This is a genomic window from Streptomyces sp. bgisy130 (assembly GCF_057708345.1).
This window is the reverse complement of sequence record NZ_JBYISA010000047.1, coordinates 18,330-37,351: the sequence shown is the minus strand read 5'-3', so window position 1 is coordinate 37,351 and position 19,022 is coordinate 18,330. Positions and strand designations below refer to the sequence as shown.

Below are 19,022 nucleotides of genomic sequence, written 5' to 3'. Positions count from 1 at the left end.
TCCTGGAAGCCGGCCCTGCCGGCCCCCGGTCCACCCGACCCGCTTGGCCGACCCGCCAGGCCGGTCCACCCGGCCCAGACGACCAGACTCGGCCCGCCCGACCGCCCGACCGCCCGACCGCCGGATCGCCCCGGCTCAACCGATCGGCTTAACCGCCGACGCCGGTTCCCGTGCCGGCGCCTCGTTGACGTTCTCCGGGTTCACCGGGCGGCGGCGCGAGAGCACGTAGAAGGCGGCCGCGGCGGCGATGGCGACGACGGCGACCAGGGCCACGCCCAGGTCGCCCTGATCGGCGACCCATGCCGCCACGCCTCCCACGGCGGCCGCGGCCGGCAGTGTCAGCAGCCAGGACACCGCGATCCGTCCGGCGACTCCCCAGCGCACCTGCGCCAGCCTGCGGCCCAGCCCCGCGCCGAGGATGCTGCCGGTGCACACCTGGGTGGTCGACAGCGGGAACCCCATGTGCGACGAGGCGAGGATCACCGCGGTCGCGCTGGTCTCGGCGGCGAAGCCCTGTGGGGCCTGGATGTCGGTGAGCCCCTTGCCCATGGTCCGGATGATCCGCCAGCCGCCCGCGTAGGTGCCCAGCGAGATCGCCAGGCCCGCGCTCAGCACCACCCACCAGGGCGGCCCCGCGCCATGGCTGAGTACCCCGGTCGAGATGAGCGCGAGGGTGATGACGCCCATCGTCTTCTGGGCATCGTTGGTGCCGTGGGCCAGTGCCACCAGGGACGCCGACCCGATCTGGCCCGCGCGAAAGCCCTTTCCGACGGCGCGGCGGGAGGTCCTCCGGGTGATCACATAGGCGAGGTAGGTGGCCAGCAGTGCCACCACACAGGCCACCACCGGCGAGGCCACCGCCGGGATCACGATCTTCTCGATGATCGCGCCGAACTGCACCGCGGAACCGCCGGCCCCGACCCACACCGCGCCGATCAGCCCGCCGAACAGGGCGTGGGACGAGCTGGACGGCAGTCCGAGGAGCCAGGTGACCAGATTCCACAGGATCGCCCCGATCAGCCCGGCGAAGATCATCACCAGTGAGACCTGGCTGTCCTCGACGATGCCGCCCGAGATCGTCTTGGCCACTTCCGTGGAGAGGAAGGCTCCGGCCAGATTCAGCACGCCCGCGACCGCGACGGCGACCTTGGGGCTCAGCGCCCCGGTGGCGATGGAGGTGGCCATCGAGTTGGCGGTGTCGTGGAACCCGTTGGTGAAGTCGAAGGCAAGGGCCGTGAGGATCACGGCCACGAGCAGGAACGAGACAGCGTCCATCCCGGACCTCCGAGTCGAGGGCGGTCCGGCCGCGCGGGCCCCCGGATCACTACGAACCGCCGTCCTCTCCCACGCTAAGCGCCGCCCCGGATCGCCGCCAACGCGACGGCGCGGGCCGGTCGGTGGCGGCGGTCGGCCCAGGTCAGCGCCGTGCCGGAGGAGGGACCGGTCCGGCTATCCCAGACGGTCGGCCCAGTCCGCCGGGACGCGGCCCGCGGGGCCGGGGGTGGGCTGGTCGGCCGGGTGGCTCTCCGGGGGAGCCAGCGGCGGGCCCGAGGCGTACACCTCCGAGCTGTCGTAGTCGTAGAACCAGGTCTCGCCCGGTTCGAAGCTGCGGATCATCGGGTGCCCGGTGTCCCGGGCATGGGCCGTGGCGTGCTTGGCGGGGGAGTCGTCGCAACAGCCGACGTGGCCGCACTGTGCGCAGCGCCGCAGATGGAACCACCAGCCGCCACCGGCAGCACACTCGGCGCATCCGGTTCCGCTGGGCGGGACCGAGGGGTCAATGCCGTGCGGGGAACTCATGACGCCTCCTGCGGGGAACGGGGGTCGGCGGGGTCGGTGGGAGCCAGCGGCAGGCGTACCTGGAAGCGGGTGTCGCCCGGCACGGAATCGAACCGCAGGTCCCCCTGGTGTTTGTTGACGACGATGCGCCACGAGATGTCCAGGCCGAGACCCGTGCCCTCACCCACCGGCTTGGTGGTGAAGAAGGGGTCGAAGACACGGTCGCGGATCTCTGCGGGGACTCCGGGACCGGTGTCGCGGATCTCGACGAGCAGATGGTCTCCCTCGCGCGCGGTGCGCACGGTCAGCGTGCCGTCGGCGTCCGTACCGCTCATCGCCGAGACGGCGTTGTCGATCAGGTTCGTCCACACCTGGTTGAGGTCGCTGGGGTAGGCCGGGATCTTCGGCAGGCCGCGGTCGTAATCCTTGACGACGGTGATGTGCGGGCCGATCTTCGCGGACACCATCAGCAGCGTGCTGTCCAGCAGTTCATGGACGTCGGTGACCTGGTGGGGCGCGCGGTCGAGTTGCGAGTACTGCTTGGCCGCCGTGACAAGAACCGAGACCCGGGTCGTCGACTCCTCGATCTCGTTCATCAACAGCTCGGTCTCCACGGTGTAGTTGAGCCACCGCACGGCGCCTTCGAGGGTGTCGCTGTCCACGGCCGCGGCGACCTGGTCCAGCCAGTCGGTGTCCAGGCCGGCCTGGACGAAGGCCGGCGCGAGCTGCCAGCCGTCCCCGATGCCGTGGTCGTCCAGCCAGTCGGCGAGGGCGTCCTCCCGGTCCGAGGCTTCCAGCGGGCTCAGGGTGGTGGCCTTGGCCACCCGCTCGGCCGTGCGTTCCTGGATGTCGACGAGCGTCTCCAGGGTGTCGCGCCGGTACGGGCGTGCCGCGATGATGCCGAGCTTGTGGCGCATCCCGGCGACCCGCTCGCGGAGCGCGGAGGTGGCTCGCACGGCCGCGGCGGCCGGGTTGTTCAGCTCATGGGTCAGCCCCGCGGACAGCGATCCGAGCGCCAGCAGCTGTTCCCGCCGGCCGACGGCCTCCTGGGCGCTCTTGGTGCCGAAGAAGAGCCCCTCCAGCAGGTGCACGGCCATGGGAAACCACTCACGCATGACCGTGGCGAAGGTCTCCGCGGGCAGCACGAAGAAGCGGGTGGGCTCGATGACGCGCAGGGAGCTGTTGTACACCTGCCGCAGACGGTCTCCCAAGTATGCCTGGAAGGCTCCCGCGTACACCCCGCGGCTGGAACTCCGGTTGATCTCCACGTCGTAGTCCCCGATCCGGCGCGAGAGCACCAGGGTCCCTTCGAGCAGCACGTAGAAGCAGGTGGCCGGGTCGCCCTCCCCGTACACGGGCCCGGGGGCGAACTCCTCCACCCGGCCTTCGCGGCAGAGCAGGGCGAGCTGGTCGGGGGCCAGCTTCTCGAACAGGAACAGCGAGCCGAGTTCCTGCTGACTGCACGGCATCGGCCGGCTGTTCATGACTGCTCCAGATAGCGGTGGACGAGCATGACCGCCATGGCGCCCTCTCCCACCGCGGAAGCGACACGCTTGGCGGATTCGGCGCGGGCGTCCCCGGCGACGAACACGCCCGGGACGTTGGTCTCCAAGTGGTAGGGCGGCCGGTCCAACTCCCAGCCGGCCGGCGGGCGCCCGTCCGCGGTCAGATCCGGGCCGGTCAGCAGGAACCCGCGGGAGTCCCGGAGCACCGTGCCCTCCAGCCAGTCGGTCAGCGGGGCCGCGCCGATGAAGACGAACATCCACTGGGCGTCGACGCGTTCGGTCCGCCCGGTCGCGGTCTCGCGGACGGTGATCTGCTCCAGATGACCCGAGCCGTGGGCGGCGTCGACGACCGTGTTCGTGCGCACAGAGATCGTGGACGTCTCGTCGACCTGCTGGACCAGATAGTGCGACATCGAAGCGGACAGGGACGGCCCACGCACCAGTACGGTGACCGACTTGGCGCTCCGGGCGAGGTATACCGCGGCCTGGCCGGCGGAGTTGGCGCCGCCGACGATGTACACGTCCTGATCCTGACAGGCAGCCGCTTCGGTCAGCGCCGACCCGTAGAACACTCCGCAGCCGGTCAACTCGGCCACGTGGGAGGCGTCCAGCTGCCGGTACGACACGCCCGTCGCGAGAATCACCGCGTGCGCGGCGACAGCGGTGCCGTCCGAGAACCGGACGACGCGCGAGGCGCCATGGACTTCGAGCCCGGTGACCTCGCGCGCGGTCAGCAGCTCGGCACCGAACTTCAACGCCTGACGCCGGGCCCGGTCGGTGAGCTGCGCCCCGGACACGCCGTCCGGAAAGCCGAGATAGTTCTCGATGCGCGAGCTCTGGCCCGCCTGGCCGCCGGTCGCGGAGCGTTCCACGAGGACGGTCCGCAGGCCCTCGGAGGCGCCGTACACCGCCGCACCCAGACCGGCTGGTCCGCCGCCGATGACGACCAGGTCGTAGAAGTCCGTTGCCGGTGTCGTCGCGAGGCCGACCCGGGCGGCGAGCTCCTGGTCCCCGGGCTCGACGAGCGCTGTGCCGTCCGGGACGATCACCAGCGGGAGCCGCAGGCCGTCCTGGTCCGCGGCGCACAGGAGCCGTCGGCCTTCCGGATCCTCGGACGAGTACCAGCGGTAGGGCACCTGGTTACGGGCCAGGAACTCCCGTACCGCCGACGAGCGCGCCGACCAGCGGTGTCCCACGACCTTGGTGACGGTCACCGGCCGGTGATCGTCGGCCCGCCAGGCCAGCAGGAGATCGTCGAGCACGGGGTAGAGCTTCTCCTCCGGCGGCTCCCAGGGCTTGAGGAGGTAGTGGTCGAGGTCGACGACATTGATCGCGTCGATGGCCGCGCCGGTGTCCGCATACGCCGTCAACAGCACCCGCCGGGCGCCGGGATGGATGTCGAGAGCCTGCTCAAGGAACTGGATGCCGTCCATCTCCGGCATCCGGTAGTCGGCCACGATCACCGCGACAGGGGCGCCACGCAGCTTCAGCTCACGCAGCGCGGCAAGCGCGGACTCGCCCGACTCCGCGCGCACGATGCGGTACAACTCGCCGTAGCGACGCCGCAGATCGCGGGCGACAGCACGCGATACGCCCGGGTCGTCGTCCACGGTCAGGATGACGGTCCGCGCCGCACCGGCGGCCTGCTCCATCGGCATCCCGTCCCCGGTCGATCACCCTTCCGCACCGGCGCCCATGGCTGTCCGGTACACCGGCGCGTCAGCGCCGTACCCATTTTATGGGTGATTGTCACGTTTCGCCCTGCAAGATCGGGAGCACTCCCATGCGGAGATTACATACGGCGATAACCCAGCGAGTGCATCAGCCCACCGAACGTGTTCAGGCGGCCGCTCACCCCCGAGCCTCCCCGGCCCTTCACTAACCCCGACTTCGCCATCCGTGACGCCGCCCTACCTGAGGGTGAAATGCAACCACTCGCCGACAATGCGTAATTTCGCCCCAACTGTGACGGGCCCTACAGCGGCGCGGCGGTGCCTGTGCGCATCCTTTGCGGGCGACGAGCGAGAGAGCGAGAGCGCCGATGCCCTTCCCCCGCCGACCCCTGGCCCTGTCTGCCGGTGTCCTGGCCGCCACCACGATGGTGGTGACGGCCTGCGGTGCCGGTGGCGCCGCAGCATCCCGGCCCGACGACACCAAGGGCGGGAACACGTCCGTCCCGGTGCTGCCCGCGCGCTTCACGCAGCAGAAGGTCCAGTGGACGGCCTGTGGCACGGATGTCACCCCCAAGGCCGTGCCCGGCGCGCAGTGCGGCTGGGTGAAGGTGCCGGTCGACTACGCCGCCCCGGACGGGAAGACCGTCACGCTGCGGGTGTCGCGGGTACAGGCCAAGGATCACAGTCGTCGGCTGGGGTCGCTGCTCTTCAACCCCGGGGGCCCCGGAGCGGGCGGCGCGGCCGACGTGGCCAGCGGAAACTGGCAGGCCGGGGAGCAGGCTCGGGCCCGCTACGACCTGGTCGGCTTCGACCCGCGAGGCATCGCCGGGTCCGGGCAGATCAAGTGCCCCGACGGCGTGGCGGAGGAACCCGAGAGCCCGCCGCGTACCGCATCGGAGGCCGCGAAGACCTTCGCCGACGCGACCCGGCGTGCCCGTGCCTGCCAAAAGGCCAGCGGCGCCGTGCTCGCGCACATGGACAGCGTGAGCGTCGCCCGCGACCTGGAGGTGCTGCGCACGGTCCTGGGCGACGCCAAGCTGAATTACACGGGTGTCTCCTATGGCACCTTCATAGGCCAGCAGTACCTGAAGCTGTTCCCCGGCAAGGTGGGCCGGATGGTGCTCGACGGCGTCGTCAATCCCGCCGCCGACCTGCGGCAGGTCGCCCGGCTCGACATCAAGACCTCCGATGAAGCGGTACGCCGGTACGCCCATGACCTCGTCGCGCGCGGGGATCACCGGCTGGGAGCCACCACCGAGGAGATTCTGCGGAGGCTCACCACATTCGCCAAGGACCTGGACCGGAAGCCGCTGCAAGGGGCCGGCGGCGAGGAGTTCACCGCCGCCGACCTGTCCATGTACCTGGACATGGCCGTGTCAGGCGAAGCGAGCTGGCAGCGGCTGACCACGGCGCTGGTGGCTGCCCTGCGCGGGGACGTGACCGGCTTCGACCGGCTGGACGCCGCGGCGGCCGACGAGAGCGGTGGCGAGGAGCTGACGCCGCGGGAGGAGCAGACCGAGGAGAACGAGTCCATGAGCATGTCGGCGGTGCTGTGCCTCGACTCCCCGTCCGCGCCGAGGACCCCGCAGCAGATGCTCGCCACCGCCGACGCGTTCGCCGAACAGTCGCCGCTCTTCGGCCGTTCCTACGCCTGGCAGATGATCGACTGCGCGACCTGGCCGCTCGCCCCCACCGGTGCGGCCGAGCCGGTCAAGGCATCCGGCGCGGCACCGGTGCTGCTGGTGTCGTACACCGACGACCAGCTCACTCCACTGGCGAACGCCCGGGCTGTGCACCGGCAGTTGGACCACAGCTCGCTCCTCGTACGCAAGGGCCAGGGGCACGCGGCATACGCCTCGGAACCCCCCTCCACCTGCACCGACCGTGCCGTCGACAGATATCTGGTCGGCGGAAAGCTGCCGGGCAAGGACAAGGGCAAGGACCAGGGCAAGGTCACCAACTGCTCGCGCTGAGACGGGGGTTGAGGCGGCGGCGCGGTGCGCCGACGAAGACCTCAGGCCAGCAGCCTCGCGGAATGCTGCTCGATGATGCATTCCACCGCGAACGTCGGCCGGCAACCCCGTGCTTCATCGAGAGTGAGCCAGACAGGCGCCTCACCCTCCTCATTCACGGTCACCTCACTCCGGTCTCCTGATTCCCGGTGCCCATCAACTTCCAGCAGAAAAGCATGCCAACGATGCGCATCAGAACCCCTCCTGCACACATCTCCCCGCAAATACTCGTCCGCAACGAGCCGGAGGGCTCCCTCCGCGCCCCGGATTCCCACTTCCTCCCATAGCTCCCGCGCGGCCGCGTACCTGGGTTCCTCTCCCCGTTCGACGTGACCCGCCGGCACGGTCAGCCGGTAAGGAAAGGCGGTCCGCTGGAAGAACAGAAACCTCGCAGACCGGTCGCGTACGAATACTCCGGCGCTCTCGTGCCAGTACTCGCGGTCCGAACCGATCCACCAGGAGATACGGGGATCGACGACGATGGCTCTTTCCGCCTCGCGGCCGCACGAAGCGCAGGTGCAGCGTTTCTTTCCGTCCACGACGATCCAAGTGACCGCCTCGGCACGGCAGTACAGGCAGTACTCGCGACAGGTGTTGTCCCGCACCAACGGGAAGTCGATTTTCACCCTGCGCCCCTTCCTAGGTGAAGGACTGCCATCAGCAGGTACGGCAGTCGGGAATGCGACACGTCCATGGCTCGCTCAGGGAAGCGTGCGCCGGGGCTAGCTGACGTCCTGGGGCTTGCTGACATCCGTCGCCTTCGCCAAGGGTCCCGCCCCATTCCGCCTCACTCTGCCACCCCGCGCGCCGGGCAATCGGGGAACGCCGGCTGCCGTACCGGTCGCGTCGGAGGTGTGCGTGGCCGTCAGCAGCAGGACCGCGCCCAGACCGCCGAATACCAGGGTCAGGGCAGCGACGGCGCCCCACCCCGCGGCAGCGATGACCAGCCCGAAGACCGGTGGCCCCAGCAGAATCCCCACACTGCCGAGCTGGTTGAGGATGCCATTGGCGACATCGACATCCTCGGCGCGGCGTACCGAGGCGGGAACGGCAGCGAAGACCGCGGAGATCAGCAGTCCGTCGACGACAAGGACAAGCGTGGCCGTTCCGCCGCTGACCACGAGGGGAAAATCGGCCGAGAAGGCGGGGAGGCAGGCGACCGGCATCAACGCGCCCAGCGGCACGAGCGAGGAGAAGGCCGAGCCGCGCCGCAGCAGCCAACTGGCGGCGAGCCCGCCGACCGCGCTCCCCAGACAGACGACCGCCACCACGGCACCGGTGACCGTCGGCGTAGCCTGCCGCTGCTCAAGGAGAAAGGCCGGCAGCACCATCACCACGGCGACGCCGACCAGCGACAGGCTGCCGTACGCCACACCGAGCCGCAACGCCCCGTTCCAGGCGCCGGCTTCGCGGTGACCGCACGGGGCCGCCGTTCCAGGGAGCCGAGGCAGGACGGCTGTGAGTACTCCGGCCATGATCAGCGGCCCGAGTGCGGTGAGGGCCAGCCATTGGTTCCATGTCCACACGGATTCCAGGGCGCCGCCCGCGACCGCGGCGATAGCGAGCCCCGTCGGGACGCAGGTGCCCCACAACGCGAGCGCCGCCGACCGGGTACCGCCCTGCGTGAGCCGGGTGAGAACGACCGGACCCGCCACGAACACCAGCAGGTAGCCGACCCCTTCAGCGATACGTGCCCCCAGCAGCAGCCCCCAGTATCCGGCGGCCGCGCTGCCGACGGCGGCCACCGACATGATGAAGAGGCCCCAGGAAAGGGCCCGTTGGGCACCGAAGCGGCGGACCCACCATCCCGCCGGGATGCCGAGTGCGGCGCTCACCGCCGTGATGCTCGATGTCGCCCACGCGAGCGCACCGTCGGACAGACCGAGCGACGTACGCAGGGCGGACCCCACCGGTGCGACGGCACCCAGACCGACTGCCGCCAGTACGCCGGCGAGCCAGGTCGCCAGCGCGTATCTCCAGGGCGACGTCGAAGCGCGGCGCTGATTGCGTCTCTTCCTGTCGCGCACGGATTCTCCTTGTGCCGGCCGGCGCGTGATCCCGCGCGGCCGACCGTCGAGGGACGGGCTGACCGGCCGCGTGGCGGGAGGGTTCACTGAGCACACCTCCCGCCACGCGAGTCCGCATCAGTCGTCCAGGCCGAACTTGGCCATCAACGCCTGATCGCCTGCCACATAAGACGTGTCAGTGGTGACGGTCTGGTCGGACGGACCACGACTGCACATGCAGAGGTGGCGACTGCTGGAGGTGACGCGCACGGCTTGTGCGCCGCCGGAGGACATGATCTCCTCAGCGATATCCTTGACGAGGTACTCCTGAATCTGGAAGCGGCGACTGAACGCCTGTACCAGACGCGGGAATTTACCGAGTCCGAGGATGCGGTCACCGGGCACGTAGGAGATGTTCACCTTCCCGAAAAACGGCAGGAAGTGGTGGGCGCAGATCGAGAAGAAGTTGTTCTCCTGGATTCGCACCACTCCGGTGTGCTCGCCGTTCACCAGGCACGTGGTTTTGAGGATCTTCGAGGTGTCGATCTCATAGCCACTCAGCAGCTCGCGATAGGCTCGGACGATACGGTCCTCGCACTCCGGTCCGCTGTACCACCCGAGTGCCCTCGTGTCGGTGGTTACATTCGTTTTGAGCCATTCCTCTATGGTCATCTACGACCTCCATTTTCTGCTCACACCGAGGACTTTGAACCCGGCGGAGGTCTTTTACTATCCACCCATGCCTGTTGGTTGAGAACATACCTCCATTGGCCCACACCCGATGAGACCAATATGCAGGTGATACGCCCATAGCTAAGTATTCAAATCCCCACGGAGAAGAAACGTTTCTCTCAGGCTTGAACCGGGCGGGCCGCGGGAATGCGGCGCCCGAAAGAGAAAGCCCAAAATACCCTTCCGGGCGCCGGGGCACACCCGCTCACTTGTTGCCTTTTGGCGTGCCGGGATGAATGCGCCCCACCGCGCCCACTCCTTTACCGCGTCGTGCAGGAGGACGAGGACGGCTTCCGTACGGCCTTGGCGGAGGCGCGGAAGTTTCCCAGGGCGTACTGGAATGTGGCTCGATCGGTGCGGGTGCCCGGTCCTGTCGGAAGCGTCCAGGAGGGCGTTCAGCAGTCCGGCAGGCAGTTCAGCAACTGGTGTCGCATGCGAGGGCCTCGTGCCGCGTCCCGGGGCCCGAGGCCAGTAACTCAGCAGAGTCGTACGCGAATTCGCCTGGGAAGGCAGCTCGAAGGCGCAGCTACCTAGCGAAGGCCCGCGCCGTCAGCGCTGCCGTCGGCCCGGACCACGTCGCCGCCACGTGGTCTTGGGGAAGCGCGGCTTCACCACGTCAGCCACCACCCCATGCACACGAAGACGTTCGAACTGGTGCTGCCCGGCTCCTCCGGTCGAAGTCGGCCGCGTGGCATATCCGCATCCGTTCCGCGATCGTGTGCTGCATGAATTCCGACGAATCCGAGATGCGTGCAGCGGTCCGAGAGCTGGCCACGGCATTAGAGACGATGCTCAACCTGATCAGAGCTGACGCGCTTCCCACCACGCCCGAAGCTCATCGGCTCATGCGGGAGGTGATGGTCTTCCTCGACGCGTCGACCGACCGGATCGCCGACCCTGACAGGCAAGGCGAGATTCTCCCCCTGGCCAGCGCGCTCAACAGGCTGGTCATCTCGGCACGCGAGCAGATCCTCGACGACGCCGTCGCCGCCTCACGCATGCCTGACCATCCGGACATGTGAACGCTGCACGCCGAAGCCGAAGCCGAAGCCGAACGCCGGGACGCGCGGGGCGAGTTCGGGGCTCGGCCTATGAGGCGTGCAATGGGCAGAACGGCTCTACGGGCCCGGAAGCCGACCGCCCCCTTGCGGGACCACTACGCGCACGGCGGGTCCTGCAAGGGGGCGGGGCGGCAATTCCGGCCCGGGGCCGCACATCCCGCCTTGAGTGGGGATGTGCGGAACCGGATCAGACAGCCGGTGCCGGGTACGTCGGGTACTCCACTCCGGAGACGTGCTGGACGACGCGGATGACCTGGCAGGAGTAGCCGAACTCGTTGTCGTACCAGAGGTAGAGGATGGCGTTGTCGCCGTCGACCTTGGTGGGGCCGGCGTCGACGATCGAGGCGTGGCGGGAGCCGATGAAGTCGCTGGAGACCGCGTCGGGGGCCGTGGTGAAGTCGATCTGGCGCTTGAGCGGGGAGGTCAGCGAGACGTCGCGGAGGTAGTCGAGGACCTCCGCGCGGGTGGTCTCGCGACCGAGCTGAAGGCTGAGGATCGCGATCGAGACGTCCGGCACCGGGACGCGGATCGAGCTGCCGGTGATCGTCGCCTCGAGGTCGGGCAGCGCCTTGGCGACGGCGGAGGCGGCACCGGTCTCGGTGATCACCATGTTGAGCGGCGCGGAGCGGCCGCGGCGGTCGGAGCTGTGGTAGTTGTCCAGCAGGTTCTGGTCGTTGGTGAACGAGTGGATGGTCTCCACGTGACCGCGCAGGACGCCGTACTCGTCCGCCATCGCCTTCAGCGGCGGGACGATCGCGTTGGTGGTGCAGGACGCGCAGGACAGGATCTGCTCGTCGGGCTTGATCATGTCGTGGTTGACGCCGTGGACGACGTTGGGGACGTCGCCCTTGCCCGGGGCGGTCAGGACGACCTTGTCGATGCCGGGGCGGAGGTGCTTCGACAGGCCCTCGCGGTCGCGCCACTTGCCGGTGTTGTCGATGAGGATGGCGTTGTTGATGCCGTACGCCGTGTAGTCCACCGACGTCGGGTCGTTGGAGTAGATCACCTTGATCTCGTTGCCGTTGGCGATGATCTTGCTGTTCGCCTCGTCAACGGTGATCGTGCCCTGGAACTGGCCGTGGATGGAGTCACGGCGCAGCAGCGAGGCGCGCTTGACGATGTCCTGGTCGCCGCCGCCGCGCACGACGATGGCGCGCAGCCGCAGGCCGCCGGCCTTCTCGATGAGCAGGCGGGCGACGAGGCGGCCGATGCGGCCGAAGCCGTAGAGCACGACGTCGCGCGGCTCGCGGCGCTCGATCTTGTTGTCACCCGTGGCGCCGGCGACGGCCTCGGCGGTGAACTCCTCCACCGACAGACCGCGGTCGTCCTTCTTGTACGTCGCGGCGAGCATGCCGAGATCGATCTGGGAGGGGCCGAGGTCGAGCGTCGTGAGGGCCTGGAGGAAGGGCATCGTCTCGGTGACCGAGAGCTCCGCACCGGCGATCTGCCGGGCGAAACGGTGGGTCTTGAGGATGCTGACCACCGACTTGTTCACCAGGGAGCGGCTGTGCAGCAGGACCGTGACGTCCTGCTCCCGGTGCAGCTTCCCGATGATCGGGATCATCGACTCCGCGATCTCCTCGCGGTTCTTCCAGTTGGTGAACGAGTCGTCATTGACAGCAGTCACAGGCTTATCTTTCGAGCTAGGCGGTGCTCATATGCTAGCGCCCCGCCACTTTAATCATTCAAACGGTCCCGCTTTGCGGGGGATGCCGCCGCGGGCGCCATGGCCGTGCCGACGTAGACGCGGGGTGACGGTACGGAGTGAAGAGCTAGGGTGAACTGGGACAAATGCGCCCAAGGGGGCGTCTTCGTTGCCTGCTCTCCGGAGTCGAATGGGCGGGGTGAGTCGTGGGCCGGCGGGGGTGTGACATCGGCTACCCGTCTGATGGGTCGGCGCCCGGCCGTGAACGTGGAGCTGTGCCGCTCTTGAGGGGGTGCCCGTGAGCGGATGATCGTGAGCGGTTGCCTGTGAGCGAGCGTGGGCCGGATGCGCCTGTACGTCGACAGGCAGGCTCGCTGATCCCGCCGGGCTGAATGTGATGGCGTTTCTGTGACGTCCTTCACCGGAGGCATTGCGGCCGGCTCCGTTGCGGACCGTTGGTGGTGAGGTCAGGGGCTGTGTCGGGGTCTTGGCGCCGAGTCGTGGAAGGTGTTGCGTGAACTCTGAGGTCCGGGGGAAACCGTCAAAGGACCTTCTCGTCGAAGTAGCCTTTTGCGTGGCCCTCGAAGGGGGCGGCGGTTGAGCTCCAGGCGTTGTGGTCGATCGGGCGTGAGGTGAGAGGTGTGACGGGCACGCAGCAGACCCCGGTGAACAAAGCGGCGGACGCACGGGACCGCGTTCATGAGCTGCTGCACGCGCACCGCCCGCAGGTCGATGAACTCTCCGCGATCGATGCCCTGCTGGTCACCTCGGAATTGGTCACCAATGCCCAGCGTCATGGTGGTGGAGTCGCCGGATTCTCCGCCCGGATCGCGGCCGGTCTGCTGGAAGTGACCGTCACCGATCGCAGCCCTCGTCATCCCGCCACGGCCATCGGACGGGAAAAGTACGGGGTCGGCGGATATGGATGGCCGATGATCCAGAAACTCACGTCCTGTGTGGTGATTGTCCCCACGGACGACGGCAAGGCCATTACGGTGACTGTCCCTCTCCGGTTTGTCGGCGCGGCCGACTGAGGGTTCGGCAGGCATTTTCGTCGCCCTGATGCCGGTCAACCCCGGGAGGCTGGTGGGTTGATGGGGGCGGCTCGGAGTGCGGTCCCGTCGTAAGCCGCGTCTTCTGTGCGTCATGCGCGGCAGCCCCGCCGGCTGAGAGTTCACCCGCTGTGGCGTCCGTAATGGGGCCTGAGAGTATTACCGTCCTGCCGAGCGAGAAGGAAGTGCCCCGGCCGGCCATGCCTGCCCGGAGGGTGGCGGCGTCGCTGCGACGGTTCGGGCGCATTGGGGTGGAATGGTGTGATGCAGGGAGTACCTGTAAGAGCAGCCGAGGCGCGTAACTTTGTGCACGACTTGCTGCACAAGATAGGCAGCCCGGTCGATGACCTGGCCCTTGTCGATGCCCTTTTGGTGACCACGGAACTGGTCACCAATGCCCAACGGCACGGGGGCGGGCTCACCGGGTTCACCGCGCGGGTCGTCGAGGGGTGTCTGGAAGTGGCGGTCGAGGACGGCAGCGCGCACTGCCCCACCGCCGCTTCCCCGCGCACTCCCGGTCGTGACTCCGGCGCCACGGGTGGCTACGGCTGGCCCCTGATACAACGGCTGGCGCGCAGCGTCGAGATCACCGCGACCGTGACCGGCAAGACCATTCGCGTGATATTGCCCCTTTGAGGCGGTTCCCCGGGTCCGCGCCTTCTGTTGTTGGCGCGGTTGGTGCTGTTCCCGGTGGCGTGAGTCGCGGGCCGCCTCAACCTCCACTCCAAACCGGCCCCCACCCCAAACCGCCCCCACCTCAATCCGGCCCCCACCCCCACTCCGGTCAGCCACACTCCTCCCCGTCGCCCCGGCGACGATTGCCATCCCAGGTCTCCGTGCGGGATGGTTGCCGAAGGGGAATGGTCTCTGCCGTTTTTGTGGGGTGATGGGGTGCACTCAGTGAGCCTTGCGTGGTGAAGAGTTCCGACGTATCCGTTGTCACCGCGCCGGTGACCGGTGTCGATGCCGGTGCCGCTTGGCAGTCCGCCCCCCACCCCGTAGTCGTCATCAGCCCGTCCGGGCTCGTGTGTGCGGTCAATGACGCCGCCGTGCTGCTCTTTCCGGCCGCCAAGGCGGGCGTAGCGTGCGACGACGTCCTGGTCTCCTGGCTCGCCGACGCCCATCGGTGCTTCACCGACGCCCATCGGCGCTGCACCGACTCCCTGCGGTTCGACGACGAGGACCCGGTGCGCGGGCCCGTCGGGGGGCGGAGCTTCGAGGCCCGTCCGAGTCGTGCGGAGAACGGCGACGTGGTGTGGTGGCTGGCCGATGACACCGCCCGCCGGTCGGCGGAGGACGCCCTGTGTGCCGAGCGTGAGCGCACCACGTTTCTCGCCCAGGCGTCGACGGAGCTTCTCGCCTCCCTGAATGCCGACCGGTGCATGGAGGTCACGGCCCGGCTCGCCACGCAGTATCTGGCGGACGCCGCCGTCGTGGTCGCCCCGCCCTCCGGACGGTGGCTGGCGATGAGCTTCTGCGGGCCGGACGGGCGGGTGGTGCGTGACAAGGTTGTCGCCGATCCCGCCTCCGTGCCGGGACTGGCCGAAGCCCTGAAGGGGTTTCCTCCCGTGCCCTCGCGCTGGATAGACCCGGCGGCCGTGCCGGACTGGGTGCGGCCGTCCGCGCTGGGGGAGATCGGCTCGGTGGCGGTCACCCCGCTCCCGGGGCACGGCGTGGCGGCCGGCGCGCTGATCCTGATGAGGCGTTCCGGTCACGCCGCATTCGACGAGAGCGAAGAGACCTTCGCCCGGCTGTTCGCCGCCCGCGCCGGAGCGGCCATGTCCGCCGCGCGGCTCTACGCGGAACAGGCGGCCATCACCCGGACGCTGATGCGGGAGCTGTTGCCGCCCCGACTCCAGCAGCTCAGCGGAGTGGAGTTGGCCGGCGGCTACCGGGCCTCGAACGACACCGACCGCGTGGGGGGCGACTTCTACGACGTGCACGCGGGGGCCGGGCCCGACGAGGAGTCGCTCGTCGTCCTCGGGGACGTATGCGGCAAGGGGCTGGAGGCCGCGGTCCAGACCGGCAAGATCCGCAACACTCTGCACGCCCTGCTGCCGCTGGCCACCGATCACCAGCGGGTGCTGCGGCTGCTCAACGGTGCGCTGCTCGATTCCGACCACACCCGGTTCGCCACCCTGGTCCTGGCCTCGGTGGCGCGGCGGGGCGGCACCGTCCGGCTGCGGGTGACCAGTGCCGGGCACCCCGCGCCGCTGGTCGTCCGCGCCGACGGCCGGGTGGAGGAAGCCGCCACCCGCGGTTCCCTCGTAGGCGCGCTGCCGGAGGTGACCTCCACGACGGCCGCGCTCGATCTCGCGCCCGGGGAGTCGTGCCTGCTGTACACCGACGGGATCACCGAAGCGATGGGCGGGCCGCTGGGCGATGAGCTCTTCGGCGAGGCACGGCTGCGGACCGCGCTGAGCGAGTGTGCGGGGTTGCCCGCCGAAGCGGTAGTGGAGCGGATCCGGATGCTCGCCGCCCAGTGGGTGGGGGCCGGCCGGCATGACGACATGGCCGTGGTCGCCATCACCGCGCCCCACCATGCGCACCTCAGCGCGGTGGACGGCCACACCCGGGGCAGGTACACGGCGTGAGAACTGTTGCTTCCATGGGGGGTGTGCCGATGACCGCTGACTGGCGGGAAGGAGGGGTAGGGGCCGTTCCGTCCCGCCGTGCGCGTTCGGGGTCCATGGGTGGACGGCTGCCGGGTAGGCGTGCGTCATGACCACTTCGCCTGTTGCGATGACGGAAAGCCTGGCCGCCTACGTCGACCAGCTGTGGGACGCCGTGGTGACGGTGGATGAACACGCCGCCGTCCGCGGGGTGTTCGACGCGGTCGACGCCGGTGTTCCGCCGGAGGACGTGCTGCTCGACATCATCGCGCCCGTCCAGCAGCGGGTCGGTGAGCACTGGGCGGCCAACAAGATGACGGTGGCGCAGGAGCACGCCGCCACCGCCATCAACGACCGGGTCATCGCGGCGCTCGCACACCACCGGCCGCCCGCGGCCACAGCGGAGCGGGGCCGCATCACGGTGGCCTGCGTCGACGGTGAGTGGCATGCGCTACCCGCCCGCCTCCTCGCCGAGGTGTTGCGGCTGCGCGGCTGGCAGGTCGATTTCCTCGGCGCCCAAGTGCCCGCACCTCATCTGATCGCCCATCTGCACCAGACCGGTCCGCAGGCCGTCGCGCTGTCCAGCTCGATCGCCACCCGGCTGCCCACCGCGCACGCGGCGATCACCGCCTGCCAGGCCGCGGGCGTGCCCGTCCTGGTGGGCGGCGCCGCGTTCGGTCCCGACGGCCGCTACGCCCGGCTCCTCGGCGCCGACGCCTGGGCGCCGGACGCCCGCACCGCCGCCGACTTCCTCTCCCGGGGCATGCCGCACACCCGGGCCCCCGCGCTCGGGCACCAGCCCGTCGACGACCTGCCGCACCTGTCCGACCAGGAGTACTCCCTGGTGGCACGCACCGCCCCGCAACTGGTCAAGGAGACCCTCGCGCAGCTGGAGGAGCGCTTTCCCGCGCTGCGCGACTACTCCGACCGGCAGCGGCAGCACACCGCGGAAGACCTCGCGCACATCACCGACTTCCTCGCCACCGCGCTCTACACGGATGACGACGAACTGTTCACCGGCTTCCTCACCTGGACCGGGGCGATCCTCACCACCCGCGGCGTCCCCGCGCACTCCCTGCACCCGACCCTGGACGCCCTCGCAGCACAGCTGACGGACTTCCCGCGGGCGCGGCGGATCATCGGCCATGCGCGCCGCACCCTCGACGCGGGCCCGGACGCCGACACCGAAACCGGCACGGACGCCGACACCGAGACCGGCACGGACGCCGGCCCCGGCTCCATCGGCTCCGACACCGGCCCCGGCTCCGACATCAGCCCTGGCCACCCGCTCTGGATCACCTTCTGACGGTGACGGGCACCCTCGGGCCCCTCACTGCCCCGCCCGGACGGAGTGGCTCCACTACGGGCTGACGCTTCCCGGCTCCGCTACCGGCCTACGCGCGTCAAACGGAGCCGCCGGACAGCTCCAGCTCGATATCCATGGCGAACTTCTATGGCGAACTGTTCGACTCCGTCTATCTGTTCAACAAGCACGGTGCGGGCATTTCGCGCGACAACGAGCCTGGACGACTTCATGGGCGGAGTCGAAACGCCACACTGCTAACGGAATGGTGTCCGTCGCCGGCCCGATGGCGGGGCATACTGACCGGCGGTGCCGACTGGGCGCACATTCCTGGAGCGAAGCGCTGTCCACCCCAGGAGAACTGAAGGGCAGGAAACCGTGGCTGACTTTCTCACCGACATCACCACCCTCCGCGAGCGCGCCCGCCGCGAGATGGAAAAGGGACCGGTCACCGAAGCGTACGGAGCCGATCTGGAGCGCGTCCTTCAGGTGCTGAACGAGGCGCTGGCCACGGAAATCGTGTGCACCCTGCGGTACAAGCGGCATTACTACACCGCTTCCGGTCTCTATTCGGAACCGGTCGCCGCGGAGTTTCTGGAACATGCCGCACAGGAGCAGCAGCACGCGGACAAGGTGGCGCAGCGCATCGTGCAGCTCGGCGGCCGGCCCGACTTCAACCCGGAAACCCTGACGCAGCGGGCGCACGCCGGTTACGACGCCAGCGACGACCTGGTGGACATGATCAAGGAAGATCTGGTGGCCGAACGCGTGGCCATCGCCTCGTACACGGAAATCGCGAAGTGGCTCGGTGACGGCGACCCGACCACGCGCCGGGTATTCGAAGACCTGCTCGCGCAGGAGGAAGAGCACGCCGACGATCTGCGAGGGCTGCTGGAACGCATTCCGCAGGACAAGAAGACCGACTGACGCGCGCCGTTCCGGCGGGATTGGCCTGATCGCGGTGGTCGGCGGCGATGCTGCCCGGTGCCGCCCGGTGGTGGGCGTCCCCGCCGGGGCCCGCCCGGAGTGGGGTGAGCCGGGCGCGGGCCCTCAGGAGCCCAGCGCGCCGAGCATGTCGTCGGCCAGCGTGAAGTACCCGGCGGTGCCGGTGACATCGAAGAGCCGGCGGACGACCTCGTGGAACGGGCCGGCGACGATCAGCGTGCGCTGCTGCCGGTGGTGGGCACGCTGGGCGGCGAGCAGGACATGCAGCACCGTGGAGTCGGCGAAGTCGGTGAGCGACAGATCGACGACGGTACGTGGAGCGCCGGAATCCTCCGCCAGCGCGCAGGCCTCTTCCAGGAGAGGGGCGCTGTCGTGATCGAGGGACCCGCTGACGCGGACGACAAAGACCTCGTCCTCGACAGCATGGGTCACCACAGCCGGTGTATGAACGTACATGGGCGACAGCATGTCATGCTTTTCGCGCACAGGTTCTAGACAGTCTCTTCTTTGGCCAGTCCAAAGACTGTCCCTCGTATGGCCCCCGTCGCAGGTCGGCGAAGTGCTTCCGCGCACCGGCGCCCTCGTTCTCGTCCGGAGTGTGGTGCGAGACCGGCCACATTTCTCATGAATGATTCAGAATTCCGTGGACGGACCTCTGCGGTCCACCGGCTGCGCCACTCAGCGGGGTGATTGTTCC

The 19,022-nt window shown here is 69.1% G+C and carries 16 protein-coding genes; 7 read left to right on the top strand and 9 right to left on the bottom strand.

Annotation, left to right across the window (positions count from 1 at the left end; genetic code table 11):
• Nucleotides 1–135: 135 nt before the first annotated feature.
• From AC3EUV_RS34325 to AC3EUV_RS34310, 4 genes are all read right to left on the bottom strand, one after another.
• The gene (locus AC3EUV_RS34325; protein WP_435604610.1) at nucleotides 136–1,275 is read right to left on the bottom strand and encodes an inorganic phosphate transporter; all 1,140 of its coding nucleotides are present in this window, start codon (nucleotides 1,273–1,275) and stop codon (nucleotides 136–138) included.
• Nucleotides 1,276–1,449: 174 nt separating this feature from the next.
• The gene (locus AC3EUV_RS34320) at nucleotides 1,450–1,800 is read right to left on the bottom strand and encodes a UBP-type zinc finger domain-containing protein (RefSeq protein ID WP_432142838.1); all 351 of its coding nucleotides are present in this window, start codon (nucleotides 1,798–1,800) and stop codon (nucleotides 1,450–1,452) included.
• Complete coding sequence (locus AC3EUV_RS34315; RefSeq protein WP_435604609.1) at nucleotides 1,797–3,263, bottom strand: ATP-binding protein; 1,467 nt, start codon at nucleotides 3,261–3,263, stop codon at nucleotides 1,797–1,799. Before AC3EUV_RS34315 ends, AC3EUV_RS34320 begins: the two co-directional genes overlap by 4 nt.
• Nucleotides 3,260–4,936: an NAD(P)/FAD-dependent oxidoreductase gene (locus AC3EUV_RS34310; protein ID WP_432142853.1), complete on the bottom strand. Its 1,677-nt coding sequence runs from the start codon at nucleotides 4,934–4,936 to the stop codon at nucleotides 3,260–3,262. Before AC3EUV_RS34310 ends, AC3EUV_RS34315 begins: the two co-directional genes overlap by 4 nt.
• Nucleotides 4,937–5,325: 389 nt before the next feature.
• Here AC3EUV_RS34310 and AC3EUV_RS34305 point away from each other — a divergent pair, with 389 nt between their 5' ends.
• A complete protein-coding gene (locus tag AC3EUV_RS34305; protein ID WP_432142837.1) occupies nucleotides 5,326–6,930 on the top strand; it encodes an alpha/beta hydrolase in 1,605 nt (534 codons plus the stop codon).
• Nucleotides 6,931–6,971: 41 nt separating this feature from the next.
• On the opposite strand, the gene AC3EUV_RS34300 is transcribed toward AC3EUV_RS34305, so the two are convergent.
• The 3 genes from AC3EUV_RS34300 to folE form a co-directional block, all read right to left on the bottom strand.
• Complete coding sequence (locus AC3EUV_RS34300) at nucleotides 6,972–7,595, bottom strand: NUDIX hydrolase (RefSeq protein WP_432142836.1); 624 nt, start codon at nucleotides 7,593–7,595, stop codon at nucleotides 6,972–6,974.
• 96 nt (nucleotides 7,596–7,691) lie between these two features.
• Nucleotides 7,692–8,996, bottom strand: coding sequence for an MFS transporter (locus tag AC3EUV_RS34295; RefSeq protein WP_435604608.1), 1,305 nt, complete (start codon nucleotides 8,994–8,996; stop codon nucleotides 7,692–7,694).
• Nucleotides 8,997–9,113: 117 nt separating this feature from the next.
• Nucleotides 9,114–9,647, bottom strand: coding sequence for a GTP cyclohydrolase I (folE, locus tag AC3EUV_RS34290; RefSeq protein ID WP_432142834.1), 534 nt, complete (start codon nucleotides 9,645–9,647; stop codon nucleotides 9,114–9,116).
• Between the two features lie 785 nt (nucleotides 9,648–10,432).
• On the opposite strand from folE, the gene AC3EUV_RS34285 reads away from it, so the two are divergent.
• Nucleotides 10,433–10,729, top strand: coding sequence for a hypothetical protein (locus tag AC3EUV_RS34285; protein WP_432142833.1), 297 nt, complete (start codon nucleotides 10,433–10,435; stop codon nucleotides 10,727–10,729).
• Between the two features lie 226 nt (nucleotides 10,730–10,955).
• Here AC3EUV_RS34285 and AC3EUV_RS34280 read toward each other — a convergent pair whose 3' ends face one another.
• Nucleotides 10,956–12,395, bottom strand: coding sequence for a glyceraldehyde-3-phosphate dehydrogenase (locus tag AC3EUV_RS34280; protein ID WP_435604607.1), 1,440 nt, complete (start codon nucleotides 12,393–12,395; stop codon nucleotides 10,956–10,958).
• A gap of 659 nt (nucleotides 12,396–13,054) precedes the next feature.
• Between AC3EUV_RS34280 and AC3EUV_RS34275 the strand changes: the two genes are divergently transcribed.
• The 5 genes from AC3EUV_RS34275 (at nucleotide 13,055) to AC3EUV_RS34255 (ending at nucleotide 18,307) form a co-directional block, all read left to right on the top strand.
• Nucleotides 13,055–13,447 (top strand): ATP-binding protein, encoded by a 393-nt coding sequence (locus AC3EUV_RS34275; protein WP_432142831.1) that lies wholly within the window; start codon nucleotides 13,055–13,057, stop codon nucleotides 13,445–13,447.
• 282 nt (nucleotides 13,448–13,729) lie between these two features.
• Nucleotides 13,730–14,101: an ATP-binding protein gene (locus tag AC3EUV_RS34270; RefSeq protein ID WP_432142830.1), complete on the top strand. Its 372-nt coding sequence runs from the start codon at nucleotides 13,730–13,732 to the stop codon at nucleotides 14,099–14,101.
• A 275-nt stretch (nucleotides 14,102–14,376) separates the two neighbouring features.
• Complete coding sequence (locus tag AC3EUV_RS34265; RefSeq protein ID WP_432142829.1) at nucleotides 14,377–16,059, top strand: PP2C family protein-serine/threonine phosphatase; 1,683 nt, start codon at nucleotides 14,377–14,379, stop codon at nucleotides 16,057–16,059.
• A 127-nt stretch (nucleotides 16,060–16,186) separates the two neighbouring features.
• Entirely contained in the window at nucleotides 16,187–17,383 is a 1,197-nt protein-coding gene (locus AC3EUV_RS34260) for a cobalamin B12-binding domain-containing protein (protein ID WP_435604606.1), read from the top strand.
• Between the two features lie 375 nt (nucleotides 17,384–17,758).
• Nucleotides 17,759–18,307: a ferritin-like domain-containing protein gene (locus tag AC3EUV_RS34255; RefSeq protein WP_387235712.1), complete on the top strand. Its 549-nt coding sequence runs from the start codon at nucleotides 17,759–17,761 to the stop codon at nucleotides 18,305–18,307.
• A gap of 123 nt (nucleotides 18,308–18,430) precedes the next feature.
• Here the strand turns inward: AC3EUV_RS34255 and AC3EUV_RS34250 are convergent, their stop codons facing one another.
• Nucleotides 18,431–18,757 (bottom strand): STAS domain-containing protein, encoded by a 327-nt coding sequence (locus tag AC3EUV_RS34250; RefSeq protein ID WP_245698836.1) that lies wholly within the window; start codon nucleotides 18,755–18,757, stop codon nucleotides 18,431–18,433.
• Nucleotides 18,758–19,022 lie beyond the last annotated feature (265 nt).

Bases quoted from the DNA above. Each gene is read 5' to 3' on its own strand.
- AC3EUV_RS34315 (WP_435604609.1), bottom strand. From the start codon at position 3,263: ATGAACAGCCGGCCGATGCCGTGCAGTCAGCAGGAACTCGGCTCGCTG.
- AC3EUV_RS34270 (WP_432142830.1), top strand. From the start codon at position 13,730: ATGCAGGGAGTACCTGTAAGAGCAGCCGAGGCGCGTAACTTTGTGCAC.
- AC3EUV_RS34320 (WP_432142838.1), bottom strand. From the start codon at position 1,800: ATGAGTTCCCCGCACGGCATTGACCCCTCGGTCCCGCCCAGCGGAACC.
- AC3EUV_RS34260 (WP_435604606.1), top strand. From the start codon at position 16,187: ATGACCACTTCGCCTGTTGCGATGACGGAAAGCCTGGCCGCCTACGTC.
- folE (WP_432142834.1), bottom strand. From the start codon at position 9,647: ATGACCATAGAGGAATGGCTCAAAACGAATGTAACCACCGACACGAGG.
- AC3EUV_RS34310 (WP_432142853.1), bottom strand. From the start codon at position 4,936: ATGGAGCAGGCCGCCGGTGCGGCGCGGACCGTCATCCTGACCGTGGAC.
- AC3EUV_RS34285 (WP_432142833.1), top strand. From the start codon at position 10,433: ATGAATTCCGACGAATCCGAGATGCGTGCAGCGGTCCGAGAGCTGGCC.
- AC3EUV_RS34325 (WP_435604610.1), bottom strand. From the start codon at position 1,275: ATGGACGCTGTCTCGTTCCTGCTCGTGGCCGTGATCCTCACGGCCCTT.
- AC3EUV_RS34305 (WP_432142837.1), top strand. From the start codon at position 5,326: ATGCCCTTCCCCCGCCGACCCCTGGCCCTGTCTGCCGGTGTCCTGGCC.